A 14,438-nucleotide genomic window follows, 5' to 3' on the forward strand; every position below is an offset into this window, starting at 1 on the left:
GGGCGTCGGGCCCCGGCGGGGGGCGTCAGGAGTGGAACGGCAGGCCCGCGTCGGCCGCCAGCTCCAGGTCGTCGGTGTCGTCGGGGGGCAGGAGCGTCGCGGAGCCGTCCGTGACGGGGACGACGCCGAGTTCCAGGAGCTCGGCCATGGCGGCGGTGCCCGCCATGTCGCGCACCTGGAGCTGGTAGCGCGCGGTCGTGCGGTACGTCCCTCCGGAGTCGTCGCCGGTGCGCTGGAGGAAGCCGGATTCGGTGAGGAAGGCGGCGGCCTTGCCGACGATGCCGGTGGTGGAACCGGCGAGCCTGCGGGCGTCCTTGGTGGCTCCGGTGGCGCTGCGCCGGGCCCAGATCCGCCAGGCGGCTTCGAGGCCGGGGGCGTCCGTGGCGGGGTCGGTGTTCTCGCCCTGTTCCTCGGCGCGCTCCTCCAGGCGGCGGCAGGCCTGGCGGACGAAGGCATCGACGCCGTTGACCGTGACCCGGCCGATGTAGCCGTCGTCGGCGAGGTCCTCGGGGCGCGGGAAGGCCAGGGCGGCGACGGCGAGGTGGGCGAGGCCGTGCAGGAAGCGGTCGGTGGAGTCGGCGGCGGCGCGGCGCGCGTAGTCGCCCATGCGGACGGCGAAGACGGAGTCCTCGGCGGCGGTGACCGCCATCCCCGCGCGGGGGGACACCTCGAGGACGACGAGCCCGAGGCCGGTGGCGACCGCGTCGGCGAGGCGGGCGAAGGGCGGGTCCTCGCGGTAGCGGCGAAGGAGTTCGCCGTACTCCTGGTCGCGGGCGGGCTGGAGCTTGGTCTTGAGGCCGAACGCGACGAGGCGGGCGGCGTCGGCGGCGTCGGCCGGGGTGAGCGCGGCGGGGGCCTGCGGAGCCGCGGCGGAGTCCGGCTCGCCCCACGCGGCGTGCTCTGCGGGGTGGTCGGTCACGGCTGCGGCTCCTTGCGGTGGTGGGGGGTGCGTGCGGCGCCCGGGGTGGTGGCGCGGGCGGTGGTCATCAGGCGGCCTCCGTCCGGTCGGCGGCCATGCCCGCCGCGTCGAGCAGGGCCGTGCCGACGATGAGGTCGGCGCCGCCGAACTCCGGGTCGTCGAGTTCGGTGCCGTCGTCGACGGCGAAGAGCAGCTTCTCCTCGCCCTGGCGGTAGGCCGTGCCCACCGGCGGGCTGGCGGCGTGGACGGCGAGCAGGGCGACCAGATACGGCAGTTCGCCGTCGCGGGCGCGGGCGTCGGCGAGCAGCCCGGAGAGCCTGCGCGGCGCGTCCGGCGGCAGGGCGAGCAGCTCCATGGCGCTCGCCAGCTGCTCCTCGGTGAACCGGCTGTCGTCGGGGGTGGCGATGAGCTCGGGCTCGGGCATCTCGGCGCCCAGGTGCTCGCGCTCTATCGGCGGGGTCAGCAGTATCTCCACCAGGTCGCCGACGCGGACGGACACCGGGGTGCGCAGGCCGGTGCCGTGCGCGAAGAACGCGTCCGTGACCTGGGTGGCCCGCTCGGCGGGGAGCGGGAGCAGGGGGGCGAGGAGCTGGCCGTACAGGTCGAGCCCGGTGCGGGCGGTGGGGGTGGTGAAGGCCTGCCGGTCCTGCTCGGCGCGGAACAGGGGGCCCGCTTCGAGGAGGCGGGACTGGAGCTGGGTGTGGCGCCGGATGCAGTCCTTGACGATGTCGACGAGCTCGGCGGCGCGGCGCTTCTGCTCGGGGTCCTCGGACTCGTCGCGGGCCTTGCGGATGTTCGTCAGGATCGCGTTCTCGTGGCGGTAGCGGTCGGCCACGTGGTCGAGGGCTTCGGCGATCATGTCGGGGACGGCTTGCAGCCAGTCCACCGCGCGCACGTTGCGCCGGGTGGCGTCCAGGGCCTTGCGGAGCGTTTCCGAATACTGCACGGTGCGGTAGCGCGCCTGCTCGGCGGCGAGCTGGGCGTCGGCGAGGCGGCCGCGGCTGATGAGCACCTCCAGCTTCACCTCGGCGGCGATCTGGGCGCTGGTCACGTCCGTGTCGAGGGCGCCCACCAGGACGTTCACGGCCTCGTCGGTGGTGCGCAGATAGACCCCGCCGCCGTAGCCCGGCACCTCCTCGATGAGCTTGAAGTCGTAGTCCCGCCGGACGTACGTGCCGTCCTGGTCGAAGGTGCCGTAGACCGCGCGGAAGCCCCGGTCCACGCTGCCGACGTTGATCAGGTTCTCCAGGACCCAGCGGGCGACGCGCTCGTGCTCGGCGGCCGGGCGGCGCGGGGCCTGGGCGGCGATGCGGGGCAGCAGGCGGGCGACGATCTGCTCGTGGTCGGCGCCCGTGTCGAAGTCCATGTTCAGTGTGACCAGGTCGATGGCGGAGAGGGCCACCTCCGCCATCGCGTACACCGAGTACTCGCCCGCGAGGTTGGCCTTGCGGGCGTCCAGGTCGTGCAGCGGGGCCGTGCACGCGAGCGCGCGCAGGCGCCGCGCCAGGCCCTCGTCGGCGGCCGGGCCCGGCGCGGGCCGCGGCCCCGCGCTGAGCTGGGGCGGAGCGGTGTCCGTAACGGCAGGCGAAGTCACGGTGCACAGACTAGGTCCTCGGTCTGACAACGGTCGAAACGACGCAGATGCCCCCCGCCGGGCCGGGGGGCCGCGACCGGCGTCCGCGGCCCTCGGGAGCGCCCGGGACAGGCCCCAGCGGCAGCGCCCCGCCGCGTCTCACCGGGTGCCGAGGCCGCCCTCCGCCACCCGCCGCGCGTAGGTTTCGGCCAGACCGCGCCGCGAGTCGTCCAGGTACACGGCGAGCAGCCGCTCGGCCTCGGGCCCCTCGCCGGCCTCGAGTGCCTCGAGGAGCTGCTCGTTGCGGGCGAGGTAGGGCTCGTGCAGCCGGCGCGGGTCGTCCACCACGTGGAAGGCGAGCCGCAGTTCGGCGAAGACGCTGCGCATCAGCTCGTCGGTGCGGGCGCTCCCGGCGAGCGCGACCAGCTCCCGGTGGAAGTGGATGTTGGCCGTGGAGACGCCCTTCCAGTCCCGCGCGCGGGCGGCCTTCTTCCCTTCGGCGACCGCGGCGGCGAGCCGGTCCACGGCATACGGCGGGCTGCCGAGGCCGCGGACGACGGCGCACTCGACCAGGCACCGGACGCGGTAGATGTCCTCGACGTCGTCGACGGTCAGGACCCGCACGAAGACGCCGCGGTTGAGCTCGTGGACCAGCAGCCGTTCGTGGGTGAGCAGCCGGAAGGCCTCGCGCAGGGTGTTGCGGGAGACGCCGAGCGCGCCGCCGATGCTGTCCTCCGACAGGCGCGTCCCCGGTGGGAAGTACCCCTCCGCGATCCGGCTCCGCAGGATGTCCGCGACCCGCTCGGCGGTGCTGGTGCGGCCCAGCAGCGCCCGGTCGTCGGCGAGTCCGGTCAGTTCAGCCATGCTCCGCCATCCCCTCAGCCATGCCCGGATTCAACCGCAGGGACAAGAACGAAACAACATGGGTATTGAGGGATCGTTGAACAATCCTCTACGTTGTCCGGCAAGCGGCTCCCGCTCCCCGCACGGCGCCGCCATGCTCAGCCCCTCAGACGCGCCCTCCAGCACCGCCGACCCCTCTGCGAGGTGCCCATGAGCTCGACCCCACCACCCACGCCGATATCGCTGGACGACAAGGGGGGCGACGACACCCGACTCCCGGACGACAGCGGCGCGTTCGGCTGGCTGCGCGCGCTCGGCCCGCGCGGCCGCCGCGCCTTCACCGGCGCCTTCGGCGGCTACGCGCTCGACTCCTACGACTACTTCACGCTGCCGCTGACCATGGTCGCCCTCAAGGCGTACTTCGACCTGGACAGCGGCCAGACCGGACTGCTCACGACCGTCACGCTGGTCGTCTCCGCCGTGGGCGGCGCCGTCGCGGGCATCGTCGCCGACCGCATCGGCCGGGTGAAGGCCCTGATGATCACGGTGATCACCTACGCGGTGTTCACCGTCGCCTGCGGCTTCGCGCCCAACTACGAGACGCTGCTGGTCTTCCGCGCCCTCCAGGGCCTCGGTTTCGGCGGCGAGTGGGCCGTCGGCGCGATCCTGGTCGCCGAGTACGCGAGCGCCAAGAACCGCGGCCGCACGCTCGGCGCGATCCAGAGCGCCTGGGCCGTCGGCTGGGGTCTCGCCGCGCTCGTGTACACCCTGGTCTTCCAGTTCATGGACGACGACGTCGCCTGGCGCGTGATGTTCTGGACGGGCGCGCTGCCCGCGCTGCTCGTGGTCTACGTACGCCGCAACGTCCACGACGCCCCGGAGGCGGCCGCCGCGCGCGAGAAGAGCGCGGAGAAGGGCTCGTTCACGGCCATCTTCAAGCCGGACCTGCTGCGCGTCACGTTCTTCGCGGTGCTGCTGTCCACGGGCGTCCAGGGCGGCTACTACACGCTCGCCACCTGGGTGCCCACCTACCTCAAGGACGACCGCGGCCTCACGGTCGTCGGCACCGGCGGATACCTCACGTTCCTGATCTCCGGCGCCTTCCTCGGCTATCTGACCGGCGGCTACCTCACCGACAAACTGGGCCGCAAGCGCAACATCACCCTGTTCGCCTTCCTGTCCGCCGCCAGCATCGTCGCGTACACGAACATCCCCGACGGCGCCAACGGCCTTCTCCTAGTGCTCGGTTTCCCGCTGGGCTTTTGCATGTCGGCCATCTTCAGCGGCTTCGGCTCGTTCCTCAGCGAGCTGTATCCGGCCGCCGTGCGCGGCACGGGGCAGGGCTTCACGTACAACACCGGGCGCGCGATCGGCGCGGTCTTCCCCACCACCGTGGGCTTCCTGGCGGACAGCTGGGGCACGGGCGGTGCGCTGATCTTCGGAGCGTTCGGGTACGCGCTCGCCGTCATCGCCCTGTTCGGGCTGCCGGAGACGCGCGGAAGGGAGCTGCTGTGACTCCCCAAGAGGCGCGCGCGAGGTTCCGGGCGGGCCTCAGCACCCCGACGGCGGGCTGGGCGCCGGGACACACCCAGGCCAACCTGATCGCGGTCCCCGCGGACTGGGCGTACGAGATGCTGCTGTTCTGCCAGCGCAACCCGAAGCCCTGCCCGGTCCTCGACGTCACCGACGCGGGCGCCTGGACCACCCCGCTCGCCCCGGGCGCCGACCTGCGCACGGACCTGCCGCGCTACCGGGTGTGGGAGCACGGGGAGCTGGTCGACGAGCCCACCGACGTGCGCGGGCGCTGGCGCGAGGACCTGGTGGCCTTCCTCATCGGGTGCAGCTTCACCTTCGAGCGGTCCCTGGCCGAGGCCGGAGTGCCACTGCGCCACATCGAGCAGGGCCGCAACGTCTCCATGTACGTCACCGACCGCCCGTGCAGGCCCGCGGGGCGGCTGCGGGGGCCCATGGTGGTGTCGATGCGGCCCGTCCCGCCGGCGCGCCTGTCGGCGGCGATCAGGGAGAGCGCGCTGCTGCCCGCCGTGCACGGCTCGCCCGTCCACTGCGGCTACCCGGCCGGGCTCGGCATCGCCGACCTGGACAAGCCCGACTTCGGCGACCCCGTGGACGCCGAGCCCGACGACATCCCGGTGTTCTGGGCGTGCGGCGTCACGCCCCAGGCCGCCGTGATGGCCTCCCGGCCGCCGTTCGCGATCACGCACGCGCCGGGGCAGATGTTCCTCACCGACGCCCGCGACGAGCAGTACCGCGTCGCCTGAGCGGCACGAACGGCGTGCCCACACGCGTGGGCACGCGACAACGACGGGAGCGACTACGTTCATGACCTGGGCCTCGATCGACCTCAACGCGGACCTCGGCGAGGGCTTCGGACGCTGGCGGCTCACCGACGACGAGCAACTCCTCTCCGTGGTCACCAGCGCCAACGTGGCGTGCGGCTTCCACGCGGGCGACGCGGCCACCATGCGGCGCGTGTGCGAGCGGGCGGCCGAGCGGGGCGTGCGCGTCGGCGCCCAGGTCTCCTACCGCGACCTGGCGGGCTTCGGACGGCGCGCGATGGATGTGCCGCCCCTGGAGCTCGCGGCCGAAGTGGCGTACCAGATCGGCGCCTTGGAGGTGTTCGCCCGCGCGGCGGGCACGCGCGTGTCGTACGTGAAGCCGCACGGCGCGCTCTACAACCGGGTGGTCCACGACACCGGGCAGGCGGCCGCCGTCGTCGAAGGGGTGCTGCTGGCCGGTGACCGGCTCCCGGTGCTCGGCCTGCCCGGATCGCGCCTCCTGGAGGCGGCCGAGAAGGCCGGGCTTCCCGTCGTCACGGAGGCGTTCGCGGATCGCGCGTACACCGACGAGGGCACGCTGGTGCCGCGCGGCAGCGACGGCGCCGTCATCACCGAGACGGACGCCGTCGTCGAACGCTCCCTCGGGCTCGCCCGCTTCGGCGCCGTCACCGCGCACAGCGGGCGGCGCATCCCGGTCAGCGCGCGCTCCCTGTGCCTGCACGGCGACACCCCAGGGGCGGTGGGGCTCGCCCAGCGGGTACGGACACACCTGGAGGCGGCGGGTGTGCGCGTGGAGGCCTTCGCGTGAGCGTCCCCGCCGAGCGTCCGCCCCTGAGAGTGCTGCCCATGGGCGAGCGGGCGCTGCTCGTCGAGGTCGCCGACGGCCGCACGGCCCAGGCCCTGCACGCCGAGCTCCTGCGCCGCCGCGCCGACGGCGACCTCGCCGTGCGCGAGATCGTGCCCGCGGCCCGCACGGTGCTGCTAGACGGCCTGGACGACCCGGAGCGGCTCGCGGCGCGGCTGCCGGGATGGGAGATCCCGCCGCTGCCCCCGCGCGCGCGGGAGGCCGTCGAGCTGCCCGTGCGGTACGACGGTCCTGACCTGCCGGAGGTGGCGGCCGCCTGGGGCGTGCCGGTGCGGGAGGTGCCCCGGATCCACGCGGCGGCCGAGTTCCGCGTCGCCTTCTGCGGCTTCGCGCCCGGCTTCGGCTATCTGACGGGCCCCGAAGGACTGCCCGACGTGCCGCGCCGGGCCACGCCCCGCACGGCGGTGCCCGCGGGCTCCGTCGCCCTCGCCGGTCCGTACACCGGTGTGTACCCGCGCCCGTCGCCCGGCGGCTGGCAGCTGATCGGCACTACGGAGGCCGTGCTGTGGGACCACGCGCGCGTACCGGCCGCGCTGCTGACGCCGGGCACGCGGGTCCGTTTCGTGCCGGAGGCCCGATGACCGACCGGGCCTTCGCGGTCGTGCGGTCCGGGGCGCTGACCACCGTGCAGGACGAGGGCAGGCCGGGCCACGCCCACTTGGGGGTGCCGCGCTCCGGGGCACTCGACCGGCCGACCGCCGCCCTGGTGAACCGGCTCGTCGGCAATCCGGCCGGAGCCGCCGTCCTGGAGACCACCCTCAACGGCTGCGCACTGCGGCCCCGGTGCGCGGTCACCGTCGCGGTGGGCGGGGCGCCGTCCCCCGTGACGGTGGACGGACGACCCGTCCCCTGGGGGGCTCCGGTACGGGTCCCGGCCGGGGCGCTCCTCGATGTGGGAACCGCTGTCTCCGGAGTACGCGGATACCTCGCCCTCAGCGGTGGTGTGGCCGTCGATCCGGTGCTCGGCAGCCGCTCCACCGACCTGCTGTCGGGCCTCGGTCCGCCACCCCTGGCGGACGGCGCGGTGCTGCCGCTCGGCGGCACGGATGTCACCCCCCACGCGCGCGTAGGCCGACTGGACTTCGCGCCGCAGCCCGCGCCTCCGCGCGAGCTGGTGCTGCGGATGGCGCCCGGCCCGCGCGCGGACTGGTTCACACCAGAGGCGCTGCGCACGCTCACCACGCGCGCGTACCGCGTGTCCTCGGCGAGCAACCGCATCGGCCTGCGCACGGAAGGGCCACCCCTGGAGCGAGCGGCGAGCGGCGAGGCCAGCGGTGAACTGCCCAGCGAGGGCATGGTGCTCGGCGCGGTGCAGGTGCCGCCCGACGGCAGGCCCGTGGTGTTCCTCGCCGACCATCCGACCACGGGCGGCTATCCGGTGGTGGGGGTGGTGCGGCAGGCGGATCTCGCGGGGGCGGCGCAGGCGGCTCCGGGGACGCCGGTGCGGTTCGTGGCCACCGGGCGGGCCGAGTGGGCTGGGTGGGCTGAGCGGGCGGTGGGCTGAGCGGGCGGTGGGCTGAGGGCAGGGGGCAGGGGGCTGAAGAGCGGGGGGTGCTACGGGCGGGTGAGTCCGGCGAGCGCCGCCGTGACGGCGTGCCCGGTGCCCAGGTCGAGGCCGCCGCTCGTGCCGCGCAGCCCGTGGCGCACCTCCGCCGCGGCGAGCGCGAGGAGCTGGGGCAGCAGGTCAGTGCAGCGCCGGGCGACCCAGCCGGTGCCCTCCGTGGCCAGCCACCACAGGCTCGCCGACCGGCTGGGCGGCGGCAGTTCGGGCTCACGTCCTGGCGGCGCCCCCAGGGCCAGGCCCTCGGCGGCCAGCAGGGCGTGGACGTGCGCGGCGAACATCCGGTGGCCGCGCTCGCCGGGGTGCAGCCGGTCCGCGCTCCACAGGGTGCGGTCGGCGACCCACTCCGGGCCCGCGGCGTGCAGGTGCAGGGCGCCGTGGCGCTCGGACAGGGCGTGGACGACGGCGTTGACCGCCCGCTGCCGCCGGGCCAGGGGGCGGCCAAGAGCCCCGGGCAGCCCGAGCATCGCTCCGGGGTCGGGCAGGCAGGCGGTCAGCAGGACCGCGCGGTGCTCAGTGAGCGCGCCGTAGACCGCGTCGAGGCGCCCGGCCACGGCACCCAGGTCGAAGGTGCGGCGCAGGGTGTCGTTGACGCCGACGACGACGGAGACCACGTCGGGCCGCAGGGCGCGGGCCCGCGGCACCTGCCGGTGCAGGACGTCCCAGGTCTGCGCGCCGTTGACGGCCAGGTTGTGGAACCGCGCGGGCGCCTCGGGCGGGCCGAGCCCGGCGGCGAGCAGCGCCGCCCAGCCCCTCCAGGCGCCGTCCACGGGGTCGCCCACACCGGCGGTGAGCGAGTCCCCCAGGGCCACGTACGTCAGCGCGCTCATCCCCCACCGCCGCGCCCGGGAAGCACGGCGAGGCCATGGCGGCCCACCGCTGCCCCTCCGCTGCCTCGCGGCCCTACGGCGCGTACGCCCTCGCCGGTGCTGGTGCCGTCAGCGTCCCGTACGCCCATGCCGTCATGTGCCGCGAGGAACGCCGCGACGGCCGTGTCCCATCCGAAGCGTTCCGCACGCGCGCGTGCGGCCGCTCGGCGGTCCGGCTCGGGCCGGTCGAGGACCTCCCGGACCGCGTCCGCGAACGCGAGCGGCGTGTCGGCGGCCACCGCGCCCGCCCCGCCGACGATCTCCGGCAGCGCGGACGAGGCGCTGACCACCACGGGCGTGCCGCAGGCGAGGGCTTCCAGCGCGGCGAGCCCGAACGTCTCGCAAGGCCCCGGCGCCAGGCACACGTCGGCGGTGGCCTGGAGCGAGCCGAGCGCGGCGCGGTCGCCGACGTGGCCGAGGAACGTCACCGGCAACCGGCGCTCCCGGGCCCGCTGTTCGAGCCGGCCGCGCAGCGGCCCGTCCCCGGCGACCACGAGCACGGCGGGCACCCCGCGCCCGCGCAGCGTCTCCAGGGCGTCCAGGGCCATGCCGGGCCGCTTCTCCACGGACAGCCGTGAGCACAGCAGGAGCAGCACGTCCCCCATGCGCACGTCCCCCACGCGCGCGTGCCGCTCGCGCAATCGTGTGTCCCTGAGGCCCGGGTGTCTGTCCTCCAAGTCGACGCCCAGAGGGGCCCGTACGACATTGCGCGCCCGTATCCGCTGGAACTCGCGCTCCGCCCATGCCGTGGTGCAGACCACGCGCGCGTAGGCGTGCGCGGTGCGGGAGTTGAGCGCGTCGGCCGCGCGGCGGGCCAGGTGGGGCGGCAGGCCCCAGGTGCGCATGACGGCGTCGGCGGCCTCGTGGGAGACCATCACGGCCGGGACCCGGGCGTGCCGCGCCCACGCGCCGGTCCAGCGCAGCGTCGTGCGGTCGGACACTTCGAGCCGGTCGGGGGCCAAGCGCTCCAGGAGGCGGGTCACACCGCGCCGGTCGGCGAGGACGCGGTAGCCGCCGGTGCCGGGCAGCACCGGGCCAGGCAGGGTCACGACGAGGCCCTGCTCGGTGTCGTGGGCCTGGAGGCGCTCGCCGGGCACGATCAGGACGGGCTCGTGTCCGGCGGCCAGATAGCCGCGGCCGAGTTCGCGCAGGGCGGTGCGCAGCCCGCCCGAGGAGGGCGTGACGAAGTTGGCGAGGCGCACGATCCGCAGCCGCCTCGCCGAAGGCGCCGAAGGCGTCGCGCCGGTGCCGTCCGTCGGGTGCCTGACGCCGTCCGTCGCGGGCCCGGTGCCGTCCGCCGGGTGCCCCGGTGCCGTCGTCGACGTCATGCTGCCACCGCCGTCCGCTCGGCGAGCACTTCTTCGTAGTGCCCGATGAGCCGCTCCCCGACGGTGTCCCAGGTCCGTCCCTCGACCGCCGCGCGGCCCGCCGCTCCGTACGCCGCCCGCAGCGCGGGGTCGGCGGCCATGGCCCAGACCGCGTCCCGTACGGCGTCGGCGTCGCCCGGGGCGACGAGGCTCCCGGTCCGCCCGGGGACGACCAGGTCGAGCGGTCCGCCGACGGCGGGCGCCACCACGGGCACCCCGCTGGCCATGGCCTCCTGCACGGTCTGGCAGAACGTCTCCAGGGGGCCGGTGTGCACGAAGACGTCCAGGGAGGCGAAGACGCGGGCCAGGTCGTCCCCGGTGCGGCGGCCGAGCAGCAGGGCGCCGGGCAGCGCGGTGCGCAGCGCCGCCTCGCTCGGCCCGTCGCCCACGACGACGACCCGCACCCCGTCCAGGCGGCACACCTCCGACAGGAGCTCGACGCGCTTCTCCGGGGCGAGCCGCCCCACGTAGCCGACGAGGAGTTCCCCGCGCGGGGCGAGATCGCGCCGCAGCTCCTCGTCGCGCCGCGCGGGGTGGAAGCGCTCGGTGTCGACGCCGCGCGGCCACAGCCTGACCCTGGGCACGCCGTGCGCGGCCAGGTCGGTGAGGGCAGCGGTGGACGGCGCGAGGGTGCGGTCGGCGGCGGCGTGGACGGACCGGATGCGGCGCCACGCGGTGGCCTCGCCCATGCCCATGTAGGTGCGCGCGTAGCCGGCGAGGTCGGTCTGGTAGACGGCGACGGTGGGGATGCGCTGGCGCGCGGCGGCGGCCATGCCCCGGGCGCCGAGCACGAAGGGGCTCGCCAGGTGGACGAGCACGGCGCGGTGCGCACTCAGCGCCGCGGCCAGCCTGCGGCTGGGCAGGGCCACCCTGACCTGGGGGTATCCGGGCAGCGGCAGGGAGGGGACGCGGACGACGGGGCAGGGCGCGGCGGCGTCGGTATCGGCTCCGGCGGCGGTGGCCGGGGCGATGACGAGGGGGTCGTGGCCGCGGGTGACGAGCTGTCGGGCGGTCTGCAGGGCGCAGTGCGACACCCCGTTGACGTCGGGCGGGAACGATTCGGTGACGATGGCGACACGCATACCGGTGTTGTCGTCAGACGGGGCGTGCCCACGTCAACGTGGATCTTTCCTGGCGAGGAACGTCCCATGAGCGTTCCGCACCGCCGCCGCGCCGCGCTGTCGTGTCACGAAGCACCGCCGAGCCGCGAAGCCCCCGCGCCGGGGCACCCCGCCGAGCTGGGAGGCACCGCCGAGCCGCGGCACATCGCCGTACAGCGACAGAGCGCCGTACGGCACGACAGACCACAGCCTCACGACAGACAGCGGCCTCACGACAGACCGCGGCACCGCGACGGACCGCCGCACGGCGGCAGACCGCCGCGCCGTGGCGCACCGTCACGCCGTCGCCGTCGGCGCACCGTCACGCCATCACCGTCACCCCGGGGCAGGCCGTCCCGCTCGTCCGCCGGGAGCGCCCCGCCCCGCGGCGGGTCACACGGCGGGGGCGTCCGGGCCGATGCGGCTGCGCACCGCGGACTGGACGTCGTCCTCTTCGGCGGGATCGGTGGCGAGTCGGCGGAGCCGGGCGACGACGCGGGTGTCGCCGGTCTCGGCGTGCCGGGCCGCGACCTCGCGGGTGGACTCCTCGCAGTCCCAGAGGCACTCCACGGCGAAGCCCGCGGCGAACGAGGGGTCGGTGGCGGCCAGCGCCCGGGCGGCGCGGCCGCGCAGATGGGAGGAGGCGGTCTCGCGGTAGACGTGGCGCAGCACGGGGGCCGCGCAGGCGATGCCGAGGCGTCCGGCGCCGTCGACGAGCGGCCACAGCGTCGGCGCGTCCGGGCCGTGGCCGCGTACCGCCTCGCGGAGCGCGGCGAGCACCAGGTGGCTGTCCTCGGCTCCGCCTCTGCAGGCGAGGACGCGTCCGGCGGCGGCGCCGAGGGCGTCCGGGCGCCCGGCCCACTGGCGGGCCCGCTCCACGGCGGCCACGGAGCGCATGCGCTCGAAGGTCTCGGTGGCGATGTCCACCACGGCGGGCGTCGCGCTCTGTGCCGCCTCCTCCAGGAGGCCGAGCACGTCGGGATCGTGGACGTCGGCGAGGTAGCGCAGGGCGGTGCCGCGGGCTCCGTCCGCGCCGTGCCGGGCGGCGGCCAGGATCTCGGCGCGGTCCTCGGGCCCGGCGACCGCGCTCAGGCAGCGGGCGGCGGGGACGTGCAGCGCGGCGCCGCGTTCGAGCCCTTCCTGGGCCCAGGCGAGCACGGCGTGGACGCTCCAGCCGGGGCGTGGCCCCGAGGGTTCGAGCTGGCGCTGCCAGCGGTCGAAGGAGCCCCGTTCCTGTGCGGCGCGCACCCGGGCGCCGATCTCCGCGCGCGGGTCGTCGGCCCACAGCCGCCAGGGCCGTGGTTCGAAGGCGTCGCGTACGGCCACGGCGAGGGCGGCCTCGCCCTCGGGGTCCGCGGGGAAGCGGGCGAGCACGGGGGCGGCGAGGGCGCGCAGGGCCTCGTCGTCGTCGCGCAGGGCCAGCTCGTCCAGGGCCCAGGCCCAGTTCGTCCCGCTCGCGGCGTAGCGGCGCAGGAGCTCGAGGGCGTCGCGCCTGCCGTAGGAGGCGAGGTGGCCGAGGACGGCCAGGGCGAGGCCGGTGCGGGAGTCGTCCGTGATCAGGACGTCGTCGGGGTCGAAGAGATGGCGCTCGATGGCGCCGAGTTCGCCGCGCAGGTCCACGTACAGGCGGGCGTAGTACAGGGAGCGGTTCTCCACCTGCCAGTCGTGCCGCGGGTCGTTCGACACACAGTGGTCCAGGGCGGAGAGCGCCTCGGGCCGTGGTGCGGTGAGCGCGTGCAGGGTGCCGTCGCCGCGGCCCCGTTGCAGCAGGCCGAGCAGCGTACCGCTGGGCGCTATGACCGGTTCGAACATGGGAAACAGCCTCACATCAAGCGTCGACGCAACCGGGAATCCGCATTACCTGGCCGTGCGCCAACACGTCGGGCCGCCCGCCGTCTCTTGCTTGTCGAAGACCATTTTCCTCTGCCTCTCGTCGATGGCCCGGAGGGGCCCGGACACCAGGTCCGGGGCCGAGCCGTTCACGGGCCGCGCGTGCGGCGACATCTGCCCCGACGTCGCGTCCGTGAATCACGTCGTCATGATGACCCAGCGGTTCCGCCCGCCGCGACCACATTTCCGGCGCCCCCGCGCACCAGGTCCGCTACCCCGTTCAGGCGGCCCCGAACAGGGCGAGCAGTTCGGTCTTGCCGAACATGCGCGCCGTGTCGACCGCGGACGGCGTGCCCGCGGCCGGATCGGCACCCCCGTCGAGCAGTGCCCGCACCACGTCGTCGGCCCCCTTGAAGACGGCGCCCGCGAGCGGCGTCTGGCCCCTGTCGTTGGCGCGGTCGGCGTCCGCGCCGCGCTCCACGAGGGCGCGCACGGCGGGGGCGTGGCCGTGGTAGGCGGCCAGCATGACGAGCGAGTCGCCGCTGTCGTTGGTGAGGTTCACCGGGACGCCCGCGTCGACGTACGCGGCGAGCGCGTCGGCGTCGCCCGCGCGCGCCAGGTCGAAGACCTTGCCCGCCAGCTCCACCACCTCGGGGTCGAGGGGTTCGCTCATCGTGGTGACCGCCCTTTCGCTCTGCGCGTGCGACGGGCCCCCAGAAAGTTCGGAGGCCCTGGTTCCGGGCTGCGCTGCCGTGCAGCCGTACGAGTGAATCGACAGGGTACTGCCCGTCACGGCACATGACCGACCGCGTCTACGGCAAAGCTCACCGCGGGCGGCGACCGCCCCACCCCTTCGCTCCCGTTCGGCCCGGAAGACCGCCACCATTCAGGGGAAATATCGCCAATTTCCCCCATTTGCACCCCATCTCGTATGGATACATGCTGTGAGCCTGGAAGTACTGATGGTGACTGTCCCCCTCAATCAGGAGAACTCTCATGGTTCTGTCCATCTCCGGAGTCGTGCTGCTCGGCATCATCGTCTTCCTCTTCTTCCGCAAGGACGGACTCAAGGCCTCCCACGCCCTGGTCTGCGCGCTCTTCGGCTTCTTCCTCGCGGGCACCGCCATCGCGCCGAGCATCAAGGCGGGCAGCGCGTCCCTCGCCAGCCTGCTCGGCGGCATCAAGTTCTGACGGCTCCACCCCCTGACCACCCC

General features: G+C 75.0%; 14 protein-coding genes. 6 read left to right on the plus strand and 8 right to left on the minus strand.

The features are described 5' to 3' along the window. Positions 1-25: 25 nt before the first annotated feature. The 3 genes from AC07A4_RS23365 to AC07A4_RS23375 all read right to left on the minus strand — a co-directional run bounded on the left by AC07A4_RS23365 (position 26) and on the right by AC07A4_RS23375 (position 3,356). On the minus strand, positions 26-919 hold the full coding sequence (locus AC07A4_RS23365) for a hypothetical protein (protein WP_478601764.1): 894 nt from the start codon (positions 917-919) through the stop codon (positions 26-28). A gap of 67 nt (positions 920-986) precedes the next feature. After that, positions 987-2,513 carry a hypothetical protein gene (locus AC07A4_RS23370; RefSeq protein ID WP_478601766.1) on the minus strand — a complete coding sequence of 509 codons (1,527 nt, stop codon included), beginning with the start codon at positions 2,511-2,513 and terminating at the stop codon, positions 987-989. 138 nt (positions 2,514-2,651) lie between these two features. Continuing rightward, a complete protein-coding gene (locus AC07A4_RS23375) occupies positions 2,652-3,356 on the minus strand; it encodes a GntR family transcriptional regulator (protein ID WP_478601768.1) in 705 nt (234 codons plus the stop codon). 189 nt (positions 3,357-3,545) lie between these two features. On the opposite strand from AC07A4_RS23375, the gene AC07A4_RS23380 reads away from it, so the two are divergent. The 5 genes from AC07A4_RS23380 to AC07A4_RS23400 all read left to right on the plus strand — a co-directional run bounded on the left by AC07A4_RS23380 (position 3,546) and on the right by AC07A4_RS23400 (position 8,001). Further along, positions 3,546-4,850 (plus strand): MFS transporter, encoded by a 1,305-nt coding sequence (locus AC07A4_RS23380; RefSeq protein WP_478601770.1) that lies wholly within the window; start codon positions 3,546-3,548, stop codon positions 4,848-4,850. After that, positions 4,847-5,614, plus strand: coding sequence for a putative hydro-lyase (locus AC07A4_RS23385; protein ID WP_478601772.1), 768 nt, complete (start codon positions 4,847-4,849; stop codon positions 5,612-5,614). The genes AC07A4_RS23380 and AC07A4_RS23385 overlap by 4 nt, the downstream gene beginning before the upstream one ends. A gap of 61 nt (positions 5,615-5,675) precedes the next feature. Next, entirely contained in the window at positions 5,676-6,440 is a 765-nt protein-coding gene (locus AC07A4_RS23390; protein WP_478601774.1) for a LamB/YcsF family protein, read from the plus strand. 23 nt (positions 6,441-6,463) lie between these two features. Then, complete coding sequence (locus tag AC07A4_RS23395; protein WP_478602436.1) at positions 6,464-7,078, plus strand: 5-oxoprolinase subunit B family protein; 615 nt, start codon at positions 6,464-6,466, stop codon at positions 7,076-7,078. Then, the gene (locus AC07A4_RS23400; protein ID WP_478601776.1) at positions 7,075-8,001 is read left to right on the plus strand and encodes a 5-oxoprolinase subunit C family protein; all 927 of its coding nucleotides are present in this window, start codon (positions 7,075-7,077) and stop codon (positions 7,999-8,001) included. Before AC07A4_RS23395 ends, AC07A4_RS23400 begins: the two co-directional genes overlap by 4 nt. Positions 8,002-8,051: 50 nt before the next feature. Here the strand turns inward: AC07A4_RS23400 and AC07A4_RS23405 are convergent, their stop codons facing one another. The 5 genes from AC07A4_RS23405 to AC07A4_RS23425 all read right to left on the minus strand — a co-directional run bounded on the left by AC07A4_RS23405 (position 8,052) and on the right by AC07A4_RS23425 (position 13,897). Next, the gene (locus AC07A4_RS23405) at positions 8,052-8,888 is read right to left on the minus strand and encodes an SGNH/GDSL hydrolase family protein (RefSeq protein ID WP_478601778.1); all 837 of its coding nucleotides are present in this window, start codon (positions 8,886-8,888) and stop codon (positions 8,052-8,054) included. Continuing rightward, positions 8,885-10,255 (minus strand): glycosyltransferase, encoded by a 1,371-nt coding sequence (locus AC07A4_RS23410; RefSeq protein ID WP_478601780.1) that lies wholly within the window; start codon positions 10,253-10,255, stop codon positions 8,885-8,887. The genes AC07A4_RS23405 and AC07A4_RS23410 overlap by 4 nt, the downstream gene beginning before the upstream one ends. Further along, positions 10,252-11,376 carry a glycosyltransferase family 4 protein gene (locus AC07A4_RS23415; RefSeq protein ID WP_478601782.1) on the minus strand — a complete coding sequence of 375 codons (1,125 nt, stop codon included), beginning with the start codon at positions 11,374-11,376 and terminating at the stop codon, positions 10,252-10,254. The genes AC07A4_RS23410 and AC07A4_RS23415 overlap by 4 nt, the downstream gene beginning before the upstream one ends. 411 nt (positions 11,377-11,787) lie before the next feature. Beyond that, complete coding sequence (locus AC07A4_RS23420; RefSeq protein ID WP_478601785.1) at positions 11,788-13,206, minus strand: HEAT repeat domain-containing protein; 1,419 nt, start codon at positions 13,204-13,206, stop codon at positions 11,788-11,790. A gap of 298 nt (positions 13,207-13,504) precedes the next feature. Then, positions 13,505-13,897, minus strand: coding sequence for an ankyrin repeat domain-containing protein (locus AC07A4_RS23425; protein ID WP_478601788.1), 393 nt, complete (start codon positions 13,895-13,897; stop codon positions 13,505-13,507). A gap of 323 nt (positions 13,898-14,220) precedes the next feature. On the opposite strand from AC07A4_RS23425, the gene AC07A4_RS23430 reads away from it, so the two are divergent. Next, positions 14,221-14,415, plus strand: a complete 195-nt coding sequence (locus AC07A4_RS23430) for a hypothetical protein (RefSeq protein WP_030560547.1) — start codon at positions 14,221-14,223, stop codon at positions 14,413-14,415. Positions 14,416-14,438: the final 23 nt, after the last annotated feature.

The organism is Streptomyces sp. NPDC043996 (genome assembly GCF_056435225.1).

What these genes read in the sequence shown, in the direction of transcription:
- AC07A4_RS23390 (WP_478601774.1), top strand. Translation starts at nt 5,676, where the DNA reads ATGACCTGGGCCTCGATCGACCTCAACGCGGACCTCGGCGAGGGCTTC.
- AC07A4_RS23400 (WP_478601776.1), top strand. Translation starts at nt 7,075, where the DNA reads ATGACCGACCGGGCCTTCGCGGTCGTGCGGTCCGGGGCGCTGACCACC.
- AC07A4_RS23405 (WP_478601778.1), bottom strand. Translation starts at nt 8,888, where the DNA reads ATGAGCGCGCTGACGTACGTGGCCCTGGGGGACTCGCTCACCGCCGGT.
- AC07A4_RS23430 (WP_030560547.1), top strand. Translation starts at nt 14,221, where the DNA reads ATGGTTCTGTCCATCTCCGGAGTCGTGCTGCTCGGCATCATCGTCTTC.
- AC07A4_RS23425 (WP_478601788.1), bottom strand. Translation starts at nt 13,897, where the DNA reads ATGAGCGAACCCCTCGACCCCGAGGTGGTGGAGCTGGCGGGCAAGGTC.
- AC07A4_RS23415 (WP_478601782.1), bottom strand. Translation starts at nt 11,376, where the DNA reads ATGCGTGTCGCCATCGTCACCGAATCGTTCCCGCCCGACGTCAACGGG.
- AC07A4_RS23380 (WP_478601770.1), top strand. Translation starts at nt 3,546, where the DNA reads ATGAGCTCGACCCCACCACCCACGCCGATATCGCTGGACGACAAGGGG.
- AC07A4_RS23420 (WP_478601785.1), bottom strand. Translation starts at nt 13,206, where the DNA reads ATGTTCGAACCGGTCATAGCGCCCAGCGGTACGCTGCTCGGCCTGCTG.
- AC07A4_RS23410 (WP_478601780.1), bottom strand. Translation starts at nt 10,255, where the DNA reads ATGACGTCGACGACGGCACCGGGGCACCCGGCGGACGGCACCGGGCCC.
- AC07A4_RS23375 (WP_478601768.1), bottom strand. Translation starts at nt 3,356, where the DNA reads ATGGCTGAACTGACCGGACTCGCCGACGACCGGGCGCTGCTGGGCCGC.